Source organism: Gordonia sp. SL306 (assembly GCF_026625785.1).
In the GTDB taxonomy this organism is placed as follows: Bacteria; Actinomycetota; Actinomycetes; order Mycobacteriales; family Mycobacteriaceae; genus Gordonia.
In genome coordinates, this window is the sequence record NZ_CP113063.1 from 84210 (window position 1) to 103218 (window position 19009).

A 19009-nucleotide genomic window follows, 5' to 3' on the forward strand; every position below is an offset into this window, starting at 1 on the left:
AAAACCTCGCTGCATCGCGATTGACAGGTGGTGATCGCCCCTCCCGCATCGCGCGGAAACGACGACCCTGCGACCGATCCTAGTGCGAAGAGGCCGCTGTGCCGCTGCGTTCGACCGCATTTTCACCCCGGCCGGGTGAGACGTGGATCCACCACGGGATCGGGGCAGGTCATCGCTAGGCTGTCTGGGTGACGTCCGCCGCGCCCCGAACTCGGCCGGGGCGTGTCGTCGCGGCGGGACTCCTGGTGGCGCTCGCCGGCGTCTGCTATTCGTCCTGGGTTCTGGAGTTCCTGTGGCCCAGTCCGCTCGATCCGTTCCGCAGTTTCCTGAGCGAACTGGACGCCGCCCACCGCCCTCATCGTGAGGTGTACGTCGCGGGCGACATCACCACCGCGTGTTGCGCGATGCTCGCCGCCGTCGTACTGCTCGTGCCGCGACCCGTGTTCCACGGGTTTCCGGCGATCACCGCGGTGGTGGCGCTCGGCACATTCGGGATGTCGACGATTGCCGACGCACTCATGCCGATCGAGTGCATTCCCGGGGTCGACGCCGGCTGCCCGAGCCAGCCAAGCGGAATCCTCCCGCAGTTACACCACATTCACGCCCTGACGAGCACGCTGGCGGTCTTCTCGATCTTCACCGCGATGATCGCGGCGACGGTCGCCGCCTACCGGTCGGGCACGTGGCCCGAACTGCGGGTGGTCGGGAGCATCGTGCTGTTCGTGGTCGTGGTCTCGACGGTGTGGATGCTGGCCGCCGACAACCTGTCGGGCGATTTTCGTCTCGGTCTCGCCCAGCGCATCCAGGTCGGCGGGATGACGGTGTGGTTGATGATCTGGGGCTGGGCGATCGTCGCGGCGCGGCACGGCCGTGGAGGAGCCACACACGAATGTCGGACGGGTGACGTCAACGCAGATCGATGACGTCGCTCCCCGGCGACTCCCCGTACATCCCGCCGATTCGATCCGCGTATTTCGTCGCAATCGGCTTACGCCGCAACTTCATCGTCGGCGTCAATTCGTCACCACCCGGGTCCCAGGCGGCCGGCACCATGGTGAACCGCTTGACCTGTTCGACCCTCGACAGTTTGCCGTTCCCCTCCCGGATGGCGGCGGTGACCTCCTCGATCACCTCGCGCCGACGTGACAGCGTGGCGACGTCCGCATCCGGGATGTTCAGGTTCTTCGCTCGTGCCGCGGCCGCGTCGGGATCCAGGACGACGAGCGCGGCGATGTACGGCTTGCCGTCCCCGATCGCCACCACCTGTCCGATCAGTGACGACGCCGCCTTCATCGCGTTCTCGATGTTCGTGGGCGACATGTTCTTGCCGGCCTCGTTGATGATCAGTTCCTTCTTGCGATCGACGATGGTCACGTTGCCCTGGTCGTCGATGGTGGCGATGTCGCCGGTCGCGAGCCAGCCGTCCGCATCGATGGTGTCCGCGGTCTTCTCCGGTTCCTTGCGATAGCCGCGCATCACCACCGGACCACGGATGAGGAGCTCACCGTCAGCGGCGAGTTTCGTCTCCACACCGGCGACCGGCTTGCCGACGGTACCGATCTTGAGATTCTCCGCAGTGGTCATCGTGGACACCCCGGTGGTCTCCGACATCCCCCAGACCTCCAACACCGGAACACCGAGACCGAGGAAGAACTGCAGCACCTCGGGCGGAATCGCCGCCGCGCCGGAACCGGCGAACGTGACCTGGTCCATCCCGATGGCGGCACGGATCTTGTGCAACACCAGCTTGTCGGCGAGCCCGTGCTGGACGCCACCGACCAATCCGTCGCCTCGTCCCTCGAGATGCGCCTTCGCGGAGGCGGCTCCGGCCCCGAGTGCCCAGGCCGCCAGGTTCTTCTTCACGGGGCTCGATTCCTCGGCCATCTTCGCCTCGATCCCCGCACGGATCTTCTGCCACACCCGCGGCACACCGAAGAAGAACGTTGGCCGCACCTCCGGTAGTGCAGCGGCGATCTCGCGCGGGTCCGGAACGGTCGTCACCTGGATTCCGCGGACCATGTTCGCCGCATGCGAGGACACGCGGTCGGCGATGTGGGCAGCAGGCAGGTACGAGATGACCCGATCGTCGAAACCCGCGTCGACGTGTTCCTCGAGGGCGGCGAGCTCGGCGATGATGTTGCGGTGGGTGATCTCCACGCCCTTCGGTGGGCCGGTGGTACCCGAGGTGTAGATGAGGGTCGCCAGATCATCCGGTCGCACGGCGCGCCACGATGCCTCGAAATCGAAGTCATCCGGCGCCTCGGTCTGCTCCAGTTCGGCGAGCGTGATCGCGCCACTCGCGGCCCCGTCCACCACGATCGTCGTCGTGACCGCGGTGTCGGCGGCACGAACCGCCGGCAGGAAGACCTGCTCGGTGACCACCACGGCGTTCTCGGCATTGTCGAACAGGTACTCGATCTGATCCGGCGAACTCGTGTTGTAGATGGAGAACGGGATCGCCCCGAGGTGCAAGGCCGCGGTGTCGACCAAGTGGAACTCGGGCCGGTTGGTCAGCATGATGCCGACGGTGTCCCCACGTCGGACGCCGACTGCGGCGAGCCCGCGTGCGATCGCCTCGACGCGGGCGGCGTACTGCGCCCAGGTGATCTCCTGGATTCCGCCGACGGTCCGGATCGCCACGCCGTCCGGGCGCATCGTCGTCGTCAGTTGAAAGGCCTCCGGGAGGGTGGCCACCGCGGTGCCGCTCTCGTGAGGAAATGTGATTCGCTCTGCGTCCGCCATGACAGATGTCCTCGTTCCGCCCGACTGTGTGGTCGGCATCACAGTACCCAGTGATCACGCAGCCGGAAGAGAATCCACCACATTGGTAATGAGACAGTAAAACCCAGACGTCAGCGCCGCAGTTTCTGCCGTGGGCGCTCGATCAGGCGCCGACCGGACGAACCTCCCACGAACCTCCGCCGGTCAGCTCGAGAACATTGGTGTGGTGCTGATCGGTGGTGCTGCGGTGGCTGACGGACACCAGGATCGTCTCGGGTAGTTCCGCCCGGATCAGCGAATACAGCGAGTACTCCAGACCTTCGTCGACGGCGGAGGTCGCCTCGTCCATGAACACCACTTCGGGGCGGGTCAGCAGGATGCGCGCGAATGCCACGCGCTGCTGCTCCCCCGGCGACAGCACCTTCGACCAGTCTTCCTCCTCGTCGAGGCGATCGACGAGGTGAGGGAGGAACACCCGCTCCAACGCGGCCCGGATCGCGTCGTCCCCCAAGTCGTCCGGCAGGGCCGGATAGGCGACCGCGGTGCGTAGATCTCCGAGCGGAATGTAGGGGATCTGCGACAGGAACAGCGTGCGGTCGCCCGGCGGGCGGGCGAACTCGCCGTCGGCGAACGGCCAGAGCCCGGCCAGTCCGCGCAGCAGGGTCGTCTTGCCCGAACCCGACCGGCCTTTCACGACGAGGGCGTCGCCCGGGTCGAGAGAGAGGCTGAGGTCGCGGACGAGTTCGTTGCCATCCGGAGTGGTGATGTCGACATCGGTGAGTCGGACGGCACGGTCGCGGTCGGTGGTCGCGAGCACCGGCAACTCGCGTGACTCCTCGTTGGCGTCTTCGAGGCCGTTGAGCCGGATGAGTGCCGCACGGAAATCGGCGAACGAGTCGTAGGCCTCGCGGAAGAACGACAGCGAGTCGTGGACATTGCCGAATGCCGACGCCGTCTGATTCATGTCGCCGAGGGTGATCGTGCCTGCGAAGAACCGCGGCGCCTGGATCATGTAGGCGAACACCACCGACAACTGATTGACGACGAAGTTCCAGCCGGTGAACTTCAGGGTCCGGAAGACGATCTGCCAGAAGTTGCCGACCACGGCTCCGAATCGTTCGAGCAGACCGGCACGTTCGACGCCCTCACCGTGATAGAGGGCGACGTTCTCGGCGCCATCACGAACTCGGACGAGTGCATAACGGAAGTTCGCAGTCAGACGCTCTCGGAGGAAGTACAGGCGGATCAGCGGTCGCCCGATCCAGAACGCGATGACAGTGGTGATCAGGACGAACATATAGACGAACCAGACCATCGCGCGCGGCACTTCCGCGCCGAACACGGACATCGGACCAGACAGGTCCCACAAGATCTTCGTGAACGACACGATGGTGATGATCGCCGGGATCACACCGTTCGTCGATGATCCGTTGTACCCGAAGACGAGCTGGCGACTCGACGTCGCGACCGTCGTGATGTCTGTCTCGATGCGCTGATCGGGGTTGTCGACCCCGGGCTGGATCGCCGAATCCGGCCCCTGCGGACGGGCCGCCTCGACGAACCTGTTCCGGTAGAAGGCCTTTCCACCAAGCCAGTCCGTGGTGTTGCGCGTTGTCATGTATTCGCGCAGCTTGATCTCGAAGGCGCTGCCCAGATACAGCTCGATAAGGGTTCGGACGATGTGGATCGCGGCGAGGACGCCGAAGATCCACATGGCCTTCCAGAAGGCCGACTTTCCGGCGTCCAGAGCATCTTGATTCCCCTGCGCAAGACCCTGGGCTGCGGTCTGGAGCGCCGTGAACATGTCGTTGCCCTGATACGAGAACAGGACAGTGAGTCTCACTCCGGCAACCGCCAGCAGCAGCAGAACCCCGACCAGGCTCCACGCGAGCAGTCGCGTGTCGGAGTCGGTGAAGAAGCCACCGGCGGTCCGCCAGTACTGACGACCCCAGTTGCTGAACCGCGCCAACAGATAGCCGACGACCAGCACCCCGACGAGAGCGATCACGAACACGATGCCGATCCACCGGAGCGAAGCCAATACCTCGCTGCCCCAGTCGATGCTGTCAGTCACCCTCTCCCCCATCCATCCGAAGGTCACGTGTGGATCCTGCCCGGAAACCGGCCAGGGGTTCACAGAGATCGCCGCAGTCTAACCCGCGCCTTCGCTTACCACCCGTTAAGGCCGATGGTCAGGGAACAGGGCGCAGTACGACTCCCGACGAAAGCGCCGATTCGGACACCGTCTCCTGGAGGACGTCGCCGATGCGGACCACATATCCGTCGCGCCCCGACGCGACGTCACCGGCACGGAACGGCATCTCGCATTGATTGTCATCCCCGCTCTCGCGCTGACCGAGTGTGGTCGTCGACAATTCATCGCCGGTCTCGTCGTAGATCTGGACGGGCGCACCTGGAGCGATCCGCAGCGTCTGACCCTGGGCCGTCGGACAGACCACCACACCGCGGGCCGTGAACGATGTTCGATTCACCGTGCCCACGAGCAGTGCCGCCACGGCGACCGCGGCCAGCGCCATGGCGGCGAGTGAACTGATGATGATGATCGGCGATCGTGTGCTGCGCTGCCAGGTGCGCTGCGGCAGCATCGGTCCCGACCGCAGCCAGAACTGAGGAGGTTCGGCGGGTCCGGTGTGGGGACCAACCGGGCGGCCGGCGCCGGGGTGTTCCTGCGCCTGCGGCGCCACGTCGCGTCGAGGAGGCTGGGCGGAGGTCATGGCATCAGTCTGCCAGCACGTGGGTGTGGTCTCGATACGCCGACTCGCCTGGCAGCTCGTCGGCTGCTCGACCAGCGCTGGGCACCCAACTCCTTGACCGGCGGTCGGGACGCGCACCCTCGACCAGCGATTGGGCCTGGGCTCAGTTCTTCGGCGGGAAGTACTTGATCAGAGCCTCTTGGACGACCGAGGTCGCCAGGGTGCCGTCACGCTTCCAGAACCGCCCTGATCCCATGCCGCGACTTCCGGTCGCGACGGGCGACCGAGTGGCGTACAGCAACCAATCGTCGAAGCGGAATTCGCGGTGGAACCACATCGAATGGTTGACGGTGGCGGCGAAGAGTCGGTCGATCCCCCACGAGAGACCGTGTGTGGTGATGATCGAGTCGAGCACCGTGGTGTCCGACGCGTAGCACATCGCGGCGACGTGCATGATCGGATCGTCGGGCAGCGCACCGTCGGTCTTCATCCACACCCGGTTGTCGGTGAGGGTGGCGCCGGCGTCGCGCATCTTCCAGGTCGGATCGTTGGCGAACCGGATGTCGATGGGGTGCAACGCATTGACGAACGTGGCGATGCGATCCTCGTAGCCCTTGAAATGCTCGCCGAGCGGCGGCAGGTCCTCCGGGTAGGGCACCTGCGGGATCTCCACCGCGTGCTCGAGGCCTGCCGTGTTGTCCTGGAAGGCGACCAGCATGGTGAACACCTCGGAGCCGTCCTGCATCGCGGTCACCTGCCGGTTCGCGAACGACTTTCCGTCGCGAAAACGTGCGACGTGGTACTCCATTGGCTTGCTGACATCGCCACCCCTGATGAAGTGGGCATGCAGCGCGTGGATCGGCGGGTTCCCCCGGGTGATGGTGCGTCCCGCCGACACCACTCCCTGCGCCAGCAGCTGCCCACCGAACGTGCGCGCCGTCTTCTGCTCCGGGTGCTGGCCGATGAACAGGTCGTCGTCGCGTCGCTCGACGTCGAGCAACGCGAGCAGTTTGCCGAGATCCTCGGATTGGTCGGTCATGAGAGCACACCCTATTCCCTCGGGGAGGGTGGTCTCGATACGACTCCTCGCTGCGCTCGTCGTCTACTCGACCGACGGGAAGATGCGACTCCAACGACAGGGACCGGGTCAGTGGTCCTGCTCGCCGATTCGGTGGACGTGAATCATGTTGGTGGAGCCCACTGTTCCGGGCGGAGCACCCGCGACGATCACCACCACGTCGCCTTCCTTGAGCCGCCCGATACGCAGGAGTTGCAGGTCGACCTGATCGATCATGTGATCGGTGGTGTCGACGTGATCGACGATGAACGTCTCGGTGCCCCAGCTCAGCGCCAGCTGGCTGCGCACCTCCTGGGTCGGTGTGAAGGCCAGCAGCGGAAGCCGCGAGTGCAAACGCGCGAGCCGGCGGACCGTGTCGCCCGACTGTGTGAACGCCACGAGCGCCTTCACCTCCAGTCGCTCACCGATGTCGCGAGCGGCGTAAGAGATGATGCCGCGCTTGGTACGCGGCACGTGTGACAGCGGCGGGACGTCGCGGGAACCACCCTCGACCGCACGCGCGATCTTGTCCATCGTCAGCACCGAATCGATCGGCCACTTGCCCACCGAGGTCTCACCGGACAGCATCACCGCGTCGGCACCATCGAGGACCGCGTTGGCGACGTCGGAGGCCTCGGCGCGGGTGGGTCGCGAGTTCTCGATCATCGAGTCCAGCATCTGGGTTGCGACGATGACCGGTTTGGCGTTCTCCCGGGCCATCTGGATCGCCCGCTTCTGGACCAGCGGAACCTCTTCGAGCGGCAACTCGACGCCGAGGTCACCGCGGGCGACCATGATGGCGTCGAACGCGAGCACGATGGCCTCGAGGTTGTCGATGGCCTCGGGCTTCTCCAGCTTCGCGATCACCGGCACGCGCCGCCCCACACGATCCATGACCTCGTGGACCAGCTCGATGTCGGCCGGACTACGGACAAAGGACAGGGCGATCATGTCGACACCCAGTTCCAATGCGAACTCCAGGTCGGCGATGTCCTTCTCGGACATCGCGGGCACCGACACGTTCACGCCCGGCAGTGACAGGCCCTTGTTGTTGCTGACCGGTCCGCCCTCGGTCACCGTGCACACCACGTCGTTGCCGTCGACGGCTGTCGCGACCAGGCCGACCTTGCCGTCGTCGACGAGCAGCCGGTCACCGGGTTTGGCGTCGGCGGCCAGGTGCTTGTAGGTGGTCGACACGCGATCGTGGGTGCCGACGATGTCGTCGACGGTGACCCGCACTTCTTCACCCGTCGCCCACAGCACCTCGCCGTTCGGCGCGCCGGTGTCCTCGAACTTTCCCAGGCGGATCTTCGGGCCCTGCAGGTCGGCGAGGATGCCGACGGCCTTCTCAGTGGCATCACTCGCCTTTCGCACCCTGGCGTACACCTCGCGGTGCACGTCATGGGTGCCGTGGCTCATGTTCATCCGGGCCACATCCATCCCGGCCTCGACGAGCTCTTTGAGCTTCTCGTCGCTGCTGGTCGCCGGGCCGAGGGTGCAGACAATCTTTGTTCGCCGTGTCACTGTGTTCACCTTAGTCCCGTTGGATCGCCATCTCTATCCCGGCGCGGATTGGTCACCTGCCGGACAACCGCAGTTCGAGCAGGTCAGCGCGGCGACCGAGGTGGTCGCGAACACAATGAAACCAACGCTGCCCGCGCGAGTTGCGGGTCGTTGCCGACCTGCTCGGTGGTCCCGTCACCGCACCGACAGCGGGAGGGTCGCCGGCCGCACCGGCGACGGCAGGTCGGACTCGCCCATCAAGAGCTCGTCGACCGCATGCGCGGTCGATCGCCCCTCGGCAATCGCCCAGACCACGAGGGAGGCGCCGCGGTGGGCGTCTCCGCACACGAAGACACCGGGCGCGTCGGTCTGCCAGTCACTGCCGCACGACAGCGCACCGCGGCCGTTGGGCTCGAGTTCGAGATCGGCCAGCAGCGGGCCTCGCGTGACGCCGGCGAACCCGATGGCGAACAGGGCCATCTCGCACGGGATCTCGAACTCGTCGCCGACCGGGGTGACCACCCGTCGCCCGTCCGGCTCGCGGACCACCTCGACTTCGGCGAGCACCAGCGTCGTCACGTTTCCGTCCTCGTCGCCGACGAACCGCTGGACGGCGACCTGATACTTCCGCTCGCCGCCCTCGGCGTGTGCCGATGATGTCCGCATGACCAACGGCCATGTGGGCCATGGTGACCGGCTCTCGTCGCGGTCGCTGGGCAGTTCGGGGTTGTAGTCGAGCTGCACCACCGATGCCGCCCCCTGGCGATGGGCGGTGCCGAGGCAGTCGGCACCGGTGTCGCCACCGCCGATGATGACGACATGCTTGCCCGCAGCAGAGATCGGCGACGGACCGTCGCCCTCGCATTCGCGATTGGCGGGTACGAGATGTTCCATCGCGAGATGCACGCCGCTCAGCTCACGACCCGGCACCGGGTTGTCGCGGGCCTCCATCGCGCCGATCGCCAGCACGACGGCATCATGACGCGAGCGCAGCTCATCCACCGACATGTCGGTACCGACATCGCAGCTGGTGACGAACTCGGTTCCCTCGGCGCGCATCTGGGCGATCCGCCGATCGATGTCGGACTTCTGCAGCTTGTACTCGGGGATGCCGTAGCGCAGCAGCCCGCCGAGCCGATCATCGCGCTCGTAAACGGTCACCTCGTGACCGGCTCGCGTGAGTTGCTGTGCGGCAGCAAGTCCCGCGGGTCCCGAGCCCACGACCCCCACCGACTTTCCCGATCGCGCGGCGGGCGGCTCGGGTCCGATGATGCCCTCCGCCCACGATTCGTAGGCGATGGTCTTCTCGACACGTTTGATGGTGACGCTGCCACCGGTGGTGGCCTCCGAGATCGACAACACGCAGGCCGCCTCGCAGGGCGCCGGGCACACCATCCCGGTGAACTCGGGAAAGTTGTTTGTGGCGTGCAGCCGACTACTCGCCGCGTCCCATCGTCCGCGGCGGACCAGGTCGTTCCATTCCGGGATCAGATTTCCCAGCGGACATCCCGCGGTTCCGGAATGGCAGAACGGGATGCCGCAGTCCATGCAGCGGGTGGCCTGTTCGGACACCTCGGCCATCTCCTGCAACGGGTTCTCGCCGTGGTGGTAGACGTCGTGCCAGTCCTTTACCCGCTCGGCGATCGGACGGTACTTCGATTCTCTCTTGGGGATCTCCAGGAACCCGCGCGGATCAGCCACGTGCCGCCTCCATGATCGCTGAATCGACGTCGCGCCCTTCGGCCTCGGCCATCCGGGCCGCGTCGAGCACGCGCTTGTAGTCACTGGGCATGACCTTGGTGAAGCCCAGGCATCGCCGTGGCCAGTCGGCCAGCATCGACGCCCCGATCGCCGAACCCGTGAGCTCGGTGTGCTTGGTGATCGTGTCGCGCAGGAATCGCAGGTCGTCGGGGTCGGGGCGCAACAACTCCACCATCGCCATGTTCACCTTGGCGGTGTCGAGGTCGTAGACGAACGCGATACCCCCGGACATCCCGGCGGCCAGGTTGCGCCCGGTGGGCCCGAGGATCACCACCCGTCCGCCGGTCATGTACTCGCAGGCGTGATCGCCCACGCCTTCGACCACCGCCGTGGCGCCCGAGTTGCGTACCGAGAACCGTTCGCCGACCTTGCCGCGCAGGAACACCTCCCCCGACGTCGCGCCGTACAGGATGGTGTTGCCCGCGATGACCTGGTCCTCGGCGACGAACCAGGCTTCCGGATCGGGCGCGACGACGATCTTCCCGCCGCACAACCCTTTTCCGACGTAGTCGTTGGTGTCACCCGACAGCCGGATCGTCACGCCTGGCGGCAGGAAGGCCCCGAGCGATTGTCCGGCCGAGCCGGTCAGCTTCACCACGATGGTGTCCTCGGCGAGCCCTTCGGCTCCGTACCGGCGAGTGACCTCCGACCCCAGCAGGGTGCCGACCGTCCGGTTCACGTTGCGCACCGGCAGCTCCAGCGTCACCGGATGTGCATCCTCGAGCGCACCTTCGGCGAGCTGGATGAAGGTCTGGTCGAGCGCCCGATCGAGCCCGTGGTCCTGGCCGCGCATCCGGCGGGTCGGCCCCTTGTCCTCGTGGGTGCGGAAGATCGGCGTCAGGTCGAGACCCTTGCTCTTCCAATGCGCCACCGCCTCGGCGGTGTGCAGACGCTGCGACTGTCCGATCGCCTCGTCGAGCGTGCGGTAGCCCAGCTGCGCCAAGTGCTTTCGCACGTCCTCCGCAATGAACCGGAAGAAGTTGACGATGTGCTCGGCCCGCCCGGTGAACCGCGCACGCAGCTGAGGATTCTGCGTCGCGACGCCGACCGGGCAGGTGTCGAGATGGCAGACCCGCATCATGATGCACCCGGTGACGATGAGCGGGGCCGTCGAGAAGCCGTACTCCTCGGCACCGAGAAGAGCCGCCATGATCACGTCGCGGCCGGTCCGCAACGCGCCGTCGCACTGCACGGTGATGCGATCGCGTAAACCGTTGAGCATCAACGTCTGCTGCGCGTCGGCGAGCCCGATCTCCCAGGGCGTGCCTGCGTGTTTGAGTGATGTCAGCGGCGAGGCGCCGGTGCCTCCGTCGTGGCCGGAGATCAGGACGACGTCGGCATGCGCCTTGGACACGCCGGTCGCCACGGTCCCGACTCCGACGGCACTGACCAGCTTCACGTGGATACGTGCATCGGAGTTGGCGTTCTTCAGGTCGTGGATCAGCTGCGCGAGATCCTCGATCGAATAGATGTCGTGGTGCGGCGGGGGCGAGATCAGGGCGACCCCGGGTGTGGAATGCCGCGTCTTGGCGATCCACGGGTACACCTTGTAGGCCGGGAGCTGACCTCCTTCACCGGGCTTCGCCCCTTGCGCCATCTTGATCTGGATGTCGGTTGCGTTGATCAGGTAGTCACTGGTGACCCCGAATCGGCCAGACGCCACCTGTTTGACCGCGCTGCGCCGTTCCGGATCGTAGAGTCGATCGACATCTTCGCCGCCCTCACCGGAATTGGAGCGGCCGCCGATCCGGTTCATCGCGATGGCGATGGTCTCGTGGGCCTCGGCCGAGATCGACCCGTAGCTCATCGCGCCCGTGTTGAACCGCGTCATGATCGTCTCGACCGGTTCCACCTCGTCGAGCGGGATGGGATCGCGTGCGGCCAGGTCGAAATCGAACAGTCCACGCAGCGTGCCGCCCTCGCGGGACAGCTTGTCGACCTCGTCGGAGTACTTCTGAAACACCTCGGACTGACCGGTTCTCGTCGCGTGCTGGAGCAAGAAGATCGTCTCGGGGGTGAACAGATGCAGTTCGCCCTCCCTGCGGTACTGGTACTCCCCGCCGACTTCGAGACGCCGATACACCTGTTCCGTCGGGTTCTCCGGGAATGCCCGATGGTGACGGATCCGGACCTCCTCCGCGAGCTCGTCGAGCCCGACACCTTCGATCCGGGAGACGGTCCGCGTGAAGTACTCCTTGACGACCTCCGACGACAGTCCGACGGCCTCGAATGCCTGCGCGCCGGTGTACGAGCTGATCGTCGAGATACCCATCTTGCTCATGACCTTGAGCACACCCTTGCCCAGCGCCTCGAGGTAGTTCCGACTGGCCTTGGACGACGGGACGCCGGTGAGTTCGCCCTCCGCGATCAGGTCGTCGATCGACTCGAGCGCAAGGTACGGGTTGACGGCCGCCGCACCGAAACCGATCAGCAGGGCGATGTGGTGTACCTCGCGGGCGTCACCCGACTCCACCACCAGCGCGACCTTGGTACGTTCCTTGGTCCGGACGAGGTGATGGTGCACCGCCGACGTCGCGAGCAGCGACGGGATCGGCGCATGATCACGGTCGGTCCGCCGGTCGGAGATCACCAGCGTGGTGTGACCCTCGGCGATCGCCTGGCTCGCCCGCAACCGGAGATCATCCAGGGCGGCCGCGAGACCCGTGCCGCCGTCGGCCACCTCATAGAGACCGTGCAGCACCTTCGCCGACAACCCCGGATTGTCGCCGTCGTCGTTGATGTGGACGAGCTTGGCGAGGTCGTCGTTGTCGATGACCGGCCAATGCAGCAGGATCTGGCGACATGACGCAGCGGTGGGGTTCAGGAGATTCTGTTCGGGACCCATCACGCGCGCCATCGATGTGACGATCTCTTCGCGGATCGCGTCCAGCGGCGGATTGGTGACCTGGGCGAACAGTTCGACGAAGTAGTCGTAGAGCAGGCGGGACCGCTTGGACAGCACGGCAACCGGGGTGTCGGTGCCCATCGAGCCGAGTGGTTCGTAGCCCGACGCGGCCATCGGCGTGAGGAGTACGCGCATGTCCTCCTCGGTGTAGCCGAACGAGACCTGGCGTCGGACGACGGTGTCGTGGTTCGGTTTGTAGACCGGCCGGTTCGGCAGGGTCGCGATGTCGAGCAGACCGGCATGGAGCCACTCGTCGTAGGGCTCGGCACCGATCAGGTCGCCCTTGATCTCCTCGTCCGGGATGACCCGGCCCTGTTTGGTGTCCACCAGGAACATCCGCCCTGGTTCGAGCCGGCCCTTCGAGATGACGTCGTCGACGGAGACGTCGAGCACCCCGGCCTCCGACGCGAGGATCACGCGGCCGTCGCGGGTCTGCCACCAGCGTCCCGGCCGCAGCCCGTTGCGGTCGAGCACGGCTCCGACGACGGTGCCGTCGGTGAAGGTGACGCAGGCCGGTCCGTCCCAGGCCTCCATCAGCGATCCGTTGAACTGGAGGAACGCGTGCCGCTTCGGATCCATGTCCGGCACGTTCTCCCACGCCTCGGGCACCATCATCATCACCGCGTGCGGGACGCTGCGGCCGCCGAGGTGCAAGAGTTCGAGGACTTCGTCGAGCGAGGCGGAATCCGATGCCTCCGGTGTGCAGATCGGGAATGCTCGTTTCAGGTCCCCGGGGATGAGGTCGGTCTCGAGAAGTGCCTCACGTGCGCGCATCCTGTTGCGATTGCCGCGGACGGTGTTGATCTCGCCGTTGTGGGCGACGAATCGGAAGGGGTGGGCCAGCGGCCATGACGGGAACGTGTTGGTCGAGAACCGGGAGTGCACGATGGCGATCGCGCTGTGGCACCGATCATCGCGCAGGTCGTCGTAGTACAGCGGCAGCTGCATCGTGGTGAGCATGCCCTTGTAGACCATCGTGCGACTCGACAACGACGGGAAGTAGATGCCCGTCCCCACCTCCTCGATCTCCGGGGTGACCCGCTCGGCCTGCTTGCGGAACGGGTAGATGACGCGATCGAGTTCGAGGCCGCCGATCCGCTTCGCGCCGGCAGACGGGTCGACAGTGACGAAGAGCTGCATCATGTAGGGCATACAGCCGAGCGCTGTCTCACCGATGTCCGCGCGTTCGGCATCGACCGGCAACTCACGCCATCCCAGGATCGTGACTCCCTCGGCGTCGGCCAACGCACCCACCCGTTCGATGGCGCGCTCGCGCAGGACGGGATCGACGGGCAGGAAGCAGATACCGGCCGCGTAGGTGTTCTCACCATCCGTGGTCGGCGCGGGAAGGTCGAAACCCGCCACCGCGCGGAGCAATTCGTCGGGGAGCTGGATGAGGATGCCTGCACCGTCACCGCTGTTGACCTCGGCGCCTGCGGCCCCGCGATGTTCGAGGTTCTCCAGCGCGAGCAAGCCGTCGGCCACGATCGAGTGGGAACGTCGGCCGTAGACGTCGGTCACCATCGCGACACCGCACGAATCGACTTCGGCCTCTGGGTCGTACAGGCCCTGCTTGGCCGGGAGCGCGGAAAACAACATCTCGAACCTCCACTCGACTCGGTGACGAATCGCAATGCTCGATGTCCTCAGGGACAGCGCTGGCCCGTGGAGCAGTTATATCCGGTGACCGAGTTCGGTGGGCTGATCCCGATCATCGTGAAGCTTCACTCTATCGGACCGAATCCGAGGGTGCCGCGTACTCGGCTGTGATCAGCACCGGAACCGGCGTGATCCGCGTGACGGGAGCGTCGATGCCCGGCTAGGTGTGTTCGGGGTGATCGTCGGCGTCGTCGGGGGTGCCGTCGGCGACATCGGGGGTGCCGTCGGCGACATCCGTGGTGCCGTCGGCGACGTCGGGGGTGCTGTCGGCGTCATCCGTGGTGCTCTCGGCGACATCGGGGGTGCTGTCGGCGACGTCGGGGTTGCTGTCGGCGACATCGGGGTTGCTGTCGGCGACATCGGGGTTGCTGTCGGCGACATCGGAGGTGCCGTCGGCGACATCGGGGTTGCTGTCGGCGGTGTCGTCGATCTCCGACTCGAGCACCCAGTCGTCGGTGGAGGATTCCGCGGTCAGCGGCTCCCCGTCGTCGGCCCGGGGTGTGTGGCGCGCGATCGCGGCCGCGAGTGCGGCCTCGGCGGGACTGTCGCCGGGCTCCTCGGCCGCACGTCGGGCCCGGCCACGTCTCGTGCCCGCGTCGGTGTCGCGATCGTCATCGGCGTCTGCGTCGTAGCGGTCGTCGACGTAACCGGCGACCCCGAGCTCTTCGAGTTCTTCGGCCCGCTGCGGGTGATAGATCTCCAGCCCGTGCTCACGACCACGTGGTGCGAGGACGAAGTAGGCTGCCGCACAGGCGAACACCAATACCGCGGTGAACACGTTGATCCTGGTTCCGAAGATGTGGGTGGCCGGATCGGAACGCATCAGTTCCACGCCGAAACGGCCGACGCAATAGCCGGCCACATACAGCGCGAACAGACGTCCGTGGCCGATCCGGAATTGCCGGTCGACGACGACGAGCAGGATCACCACAAGGACGTTCCACAGCAGCTCGTAGAGGAAAGTCGGATGCACGATGGCAACCACATGGCCGTTGGAGGTACCGCTGATCAGGCCGGGGTCGGCGACCCCGTTCGCATCGACGCGCTCGTAGATCTTCAAGCCCCACGGCACGGTCGTCTCGCGACCGTAGAGCTCCTGGTTGAAGTAGTTCCCGAGGCGGCCGATGGCCTGGGCCAGCAGGATCGCCGGTGCGAGCGCGTCACCGAACGGGGGCAACCTGATGCCGTGTCGTCGCGCACCGATCCAGGCGCCGAGCGCTCCGAGCAGTACGGCACCCCAGATGCCGAGGCCGCCATCCCAGATCTTCAGTGCGTCGATCGGCTCCTTCGGGCCGTCGCCGAAGTAGGTCTGCCAGTCGGTGGCCACGTGGTACAGCCGCCCGCCGACGAGGCCGAAGGGCACCGCCCAGATCGCGACGTCGAGGACCTCGCCATCTTGCCCGCCTCGGGCCTTCCAGCGGCGATTGCCCCACCAGACCGCGACGATGATGCCGACGATGATGCAGAGGGCGTATGCGCGGAGCGGAAACGGCCCCAGGTGCCAGACGCCCTCCGGCGGGCTCGGAAGGTAGGCCAGGACCATCGATCCTGCGGATCCAGTCCCGTCGAGAGTTGTCGGCCCAGCAAGGGGTGTCGGCACCGTCACGCTGCCACCCTAACCGACCGACCGATCCGGACCGTGGACCGGCGGTGGGACGCTTACGCTCCGCGTGGAGCCGAGCCGGCAGGGGTCGCCGCACGGACGCCCTCGGCGAGTTCGCCGACCAGCGCCGCGAGCTCGCTCGTGCCGACCTTGGCCGCCGACACGAGGGCCGAGCCCACGATCACGCCGTCGGCGTAACTCGCGATCTCGGCAGCCTGCGCTCCGCTGCGAACGCCCAGACCGACACCGATCGGGATGTCCGAGTGTGCCCGCACCCGCGCACAGAGTTCCGGCGCGGCGTCGGACACCGCGTCACGGGCGCCCGTGACACCCATCGTCGAGGCGGCGTAGACGAACCCGCGCGACGCATCGACGGTGAGGGCCAATCGTTCGGTTGTCGATGACGGCGCGACGAGATAGATGCGGTCGAGGTCGTGTGCGTCGGACGCGGCCTCCCAGGCGGCGCCCTCCTCGGGAATGAGGTTCGGGGTGATCAGGCCGGCACCGCCTGCGCTCGCCAGATCGTGGGCGAACCGGTCCACGCCGTACTGCAGCACCGGATTCCAGTAGCTCATGACGACGGCCTGGCCGCCGGCCGCGGAGATGGCCTCCACGGCCGTGAAGACGTCGCGGACCCGCACGCCGTTGGCGAGCGCCAGGTCGGCGGCCTCCTGGATGGTCGGTCCATCCATCACCGGATCGGAGTACGGCACGCCGACCTCGATGATGTCGCAGCCGGCCTCGACCATCGTCCGGAAGTACTCCACCGACTTCTCGACCGTGGGATAGCCCACGGGCAGGTATCCGATCAGCGCGCTGCGACCCTCGTCACGGCATCGGGCGAAGGTCGGGCCGAGCTTCGAGCGCGCTGTGTGGGTCACGGCGGCAGATTCCTGGGCACTCATACCGTCTCCCCTGTCTGTTCGCCGCCTGCCGCCGCCTCGTCCTGTGATGGGGGCTTGTCGAACAGGTGGAACCATTCCGCTGCGGTGTCGACGTCCTTGTCACCACGACCGGACAGGCTCACGACGATGATCGCGCCGTCACCGAGTTCCCGGCCGAGCTTGAGCGCGCCGGCAACCGCGTGCGCGGACTCGATGGCCGGGATGATGCCCTCGCGCCGGCTCAGCAACGCGAGCGCGTCCATCGCCTCCGTGTCGGTGATCGGCCGGTAATCGGCGCGGCCGATGTCTTTCAGATACGCGTGCTCCGGTCCGACGCCGGGATAGTCGAGACCTGCAGAGATCGAATGCGATTCGATGGTCTGCCCGTCCTCGTCCTGCAACAGGTAGGAGTAGGCCCCCTGGAATGCGCCCGGTGTTCCGCCCGTGAAGGTCGCGGCATGCCGGCCCGTCTCGACACCGTCGCCCGCAGCCTCGTAACCGATGAGCCGCACGCCCGCATCGTCGATGAACGGATGGAAGATCCCGATCGCGTTGGAGCCGCCACCGACACACGCGACCACGGCGTCGGGCAGGCGCCCGACCTGCTCCTGGATCTGCGCGCGTGCCTCCAACCCGACGACACGCTGAAAATCGCGCACCATCGCAGGGAACGGATGTGGACCGGCGGCCGTGCCGAAGCAGTAATAAGTGTTGTGCGCGTTGGTCACCCAGTCGCGCATCGCCTCGTTGATGGCATCCTTGAGAGTCGCCGAACCGTTGTCGACAGCGATCACTTCGGCGCCGAGGAGCCGCATCCGGGCCACGTTCAGGGCCTGCCGATCGGTGTCGACCCGGCCCATGTAGACGACGCATTCGAGACCGAGCAAGGCACAGGCGGTCGCGGTGGCGACACCGTGCTGACCGGCGCCGGTCTCGGCGATCACCCGCGACTTGCCCATGCGCTGCGCCAGCAATGCCTGTCCGAGCACATTGTTGATCTTGTGCGAGCCGGTGTGGTTCAGATCCTCACGCTTGAGGAAAAGCCTTGCGCCGCCTGCATCTTCACGAAGTCGCGCCGCTTCGTACAGCGGCGACGGCCGTCCGGTGTAGTCCCGCTGCAACCGGTCGAGCTCGGCGAGGTAGTCATCATCGCTACGCAGTTTCTGGTACGTCGTGGTGACCTCGTCGATCACCGCCATCAACGCCTCGGGGACGTGCCGTCCGCCGTAGACACCGAAATGGCCGCTCTCGTCGGGTTCGATCGATGTACGCGTGGTGAGCCCGACACTCATGGCCGGGTAGGGAACGTTGGGAGAATCGGTATTCGCGCTCACGGTCTCTTGTCGTCGGCTATCGGGGTCAGCGGGCGGAAATTGCCGTCAGCGAACCGGTTTCGGGCAGGAAGGGTGAGTCCCGGCGGTGACCAGCTCGGAGACGGCGGCCCGCGGGTTGCCACTGGTGACGAGTCCCTCACCGACGAGCACCGCATCTGCACCCGCACCTGCATAGGCCAGCAGGTCGGCGGTGCCGCGCACGCCGGATTCGGCAACCCGGATCACCCGGGTCGGCAGTCCGGGGGCGATGCGGGCAAAGGAGTCGCGGTCGACTTCGAGGGTCTTCAGATTGCGTGCGTTGACACCCACCACCGAAGCACCGGCCTCGAGCGCGCGATCGGCCTCTTCCTCGGTGTGCACCTCGACGAGTGCGGTCATGCCGAGGCTCTCGGTGCGGTCGAGCAACGATGCCAGGACGTTCTGCTCGAGTGCCGCGACGATCAACAGGATCACGTCGGCACCGTGGGCCCGGGCCTCATGGATCTGATAGGGCCCGACGATGAAGTCCTTGCGCAGCACCGGGATGTTCACCGCTGCGCGCACACTGTCGAGATCGGCGAGCGACCCGCGGAAGCGTCGCTGCTCGGTCAACACGCTGATGATGCGAGCGCCGCCGGCCTCATAGGCGGCGGCGAGTTCGGCGGGATCGGCGATGGTCGCCAGATCACCCTTGGATGGGCTGGCGCGCTTCACCTCGGCGATGACCCCGATGCCCGGCTTGTTGAACGCGGCCATGGCATCGATGGGTTCGGGAGCCTGCACGGACGCCGCCTTGATCGCCGCGTAATCGACCACGGCTTCGCGCGCGGCGACGTCAGCTTTCACTCCCTCGAGGATGGAGTCGAGGACAGTCGGCGTACTCACGACG

At 66.4% G+C, this 19009-nt stretch carries 12 protein-coding genes; 1 reads left to right on the forward strand and 11 read right to left on the reverse strand.

Annotated elements, in window-relative coordinates; all coding sequences use genetic code 11:
- Positions 1 to 188: 188 nt before the first annotated feature.
- A complete protein-coding gene (locus tag OVA31_RS00390) occupies positions 189 to 923 on the forward strand; it encodes a DUF998 domain-containing protein (RefSeq protein ID WP_267629194.1) in 735 nt (244 codons plus the stop codon).
- Here OVA31_RS00390 and OVA31_RS00395 read toward each other — a convergent pair.
- The 11 genes from OVA31_RS00395 to trpC all read right to left on the reverse strand — a co-directional run bounded on the left by OVA31_RS00395 (position 907) and on the right by trpC (position 19005).
- Positions 907 to 2742: an AMP-dependent synthetase/ligase gene (locus OVA31_RS00395; protein ID WP_267629195.1), complete on the reverse strand. Its 1836-nt coding sequence runs from the start codon at positions 2740 to 2742 to the stop codon at positions 907 to 909. The genes OVA31_RS00390 and OVA31_RS00395 overlap by 17 nt on opposite strands.
- Positions 2743 to 2884: 142 nt before the next feature.
- Positions 2885 to 4795: an ABC transporter ATP-binding protein/permease gene (locus tag OVA31_RS00400; RefSeq protein WP_324290160.1), complete on the reverse strand. Its 1911-nt coding sequence runs from the start codon at positions 4793 to 4795 to the stop codon at positions 2885 to 2887.
- Between the two features lie 118 nt (positions 4796 to 4913).
- A complete protein-coding gene (locus OVA31_RS00405; protein WP_267629196.1) occupies positions 4914 to 5456 on the reverse strand; it encodes a hypothetical protein in 543 nt (180 codons plus the stop codon).
- A gap of 142 nt (positions 5457 to 5598) precedes the next feature.
- On the reverse strand, positions 5599 to 6474 hold the full coding sequence (locus OVA31_RS00410; RefSeq protein WP_267629197.1) for an acyl-CoA thioesterase: 876 nt from the start codon (positions 6472 to 6474) through the stop codon (positions 5599 to 5601).
- 108 nt (positions 6475 to 6582) lie between these two features.
- Entirely contained in the window at positions 6583 to 8016 is a 1434-nt protein-coding gene (gene pyk / locus OVA31_RS00415) for a pyruvate kinase (RefSeq protein WP_164309484.1), read from the reverse strand.
- 174 nt (positions 8017 to 8190) lie between these two features.
- Positions 8191 to 9696: a glutamate synthase subunit beta gene (locus tag OVA31_RS00420; RefSeq protein ID WP_267629198.1), complete on the reverse strand. Its 1506-nt coding sequence runs from the start codon at positions 9694 to 9696 to the stop codon at positions 8191 to 8193.
- On the reverse strand, positions 9689 to 14260 hold the full coding sequence (gene gltB / locus OVA31_RS00425) for a glutamate synthase large subunit (RefSeq protein ID WP_267629199.1): 4572 nt from the start codon (positions 14258 to 14260) through the stop codon (positions 9689 to 9691). The genes OVA31_RS00420 and gltB overlap by 8 nt, the downstream gene beginning before the upstream one ends.
- 220 nt (positions 14261 to 14480) lie before the next feature.
- Positions 14481 to 15926: a prolipoprotein diacylglyceryl transferase gene (gene lgt / locus OVA31_RS00430; protein WP_324290161.1), complete on the reverse strand. Its 1446-nt coding sequence runs from the start codon at positions 15924 to 15926 to the stop codon at positions 14481 to 14483.
- 53 nt (positions 15927 to 15979) lie between these two features.
- Positions 15980 to 16828 (reverse strand): tryptophan synthase subunit alpha, encoded by an 849-nt coding sequence (gene trpA / locus OVA31_RS00435; protein WP_267629200.1) that lies wholly within the window; start codon positions 16826 to 16828, stop codon positions 15980 to 15982.
- Positions 16825 to 18099, reverse strand: a complete 1275-nt coding sequence (gene trpB, locus OVA31_RS00440; RefSeq protein ID WP_267629201.1) for a tryptophan synthase subunit beta — start codon at positions 18097 to 18099, stop codon at positions 16825 to 16827. The genes trpA and trpB overlap by 4 nt, the downstream gene beginning before the upstream one ends.
- An 87-nt stretch (positions 18100 to 18186) precedes the next feature.
- The gene (gene trpC / locus OVA31_RS00445; RefSeq protein WP_164309489.1) at positions 18187 to 19005 is read right to left on the reverse strand and encodes an indole-3-glycerol phosphate synthase TrpC; all 819 of its coding nucleotides are present in this window, start codon (positions 19003 to 19005) and stop codon (positions 18187 to 18189) included.
- Positions 19006 to 19009: the final 4 nt, after the last annotated feature.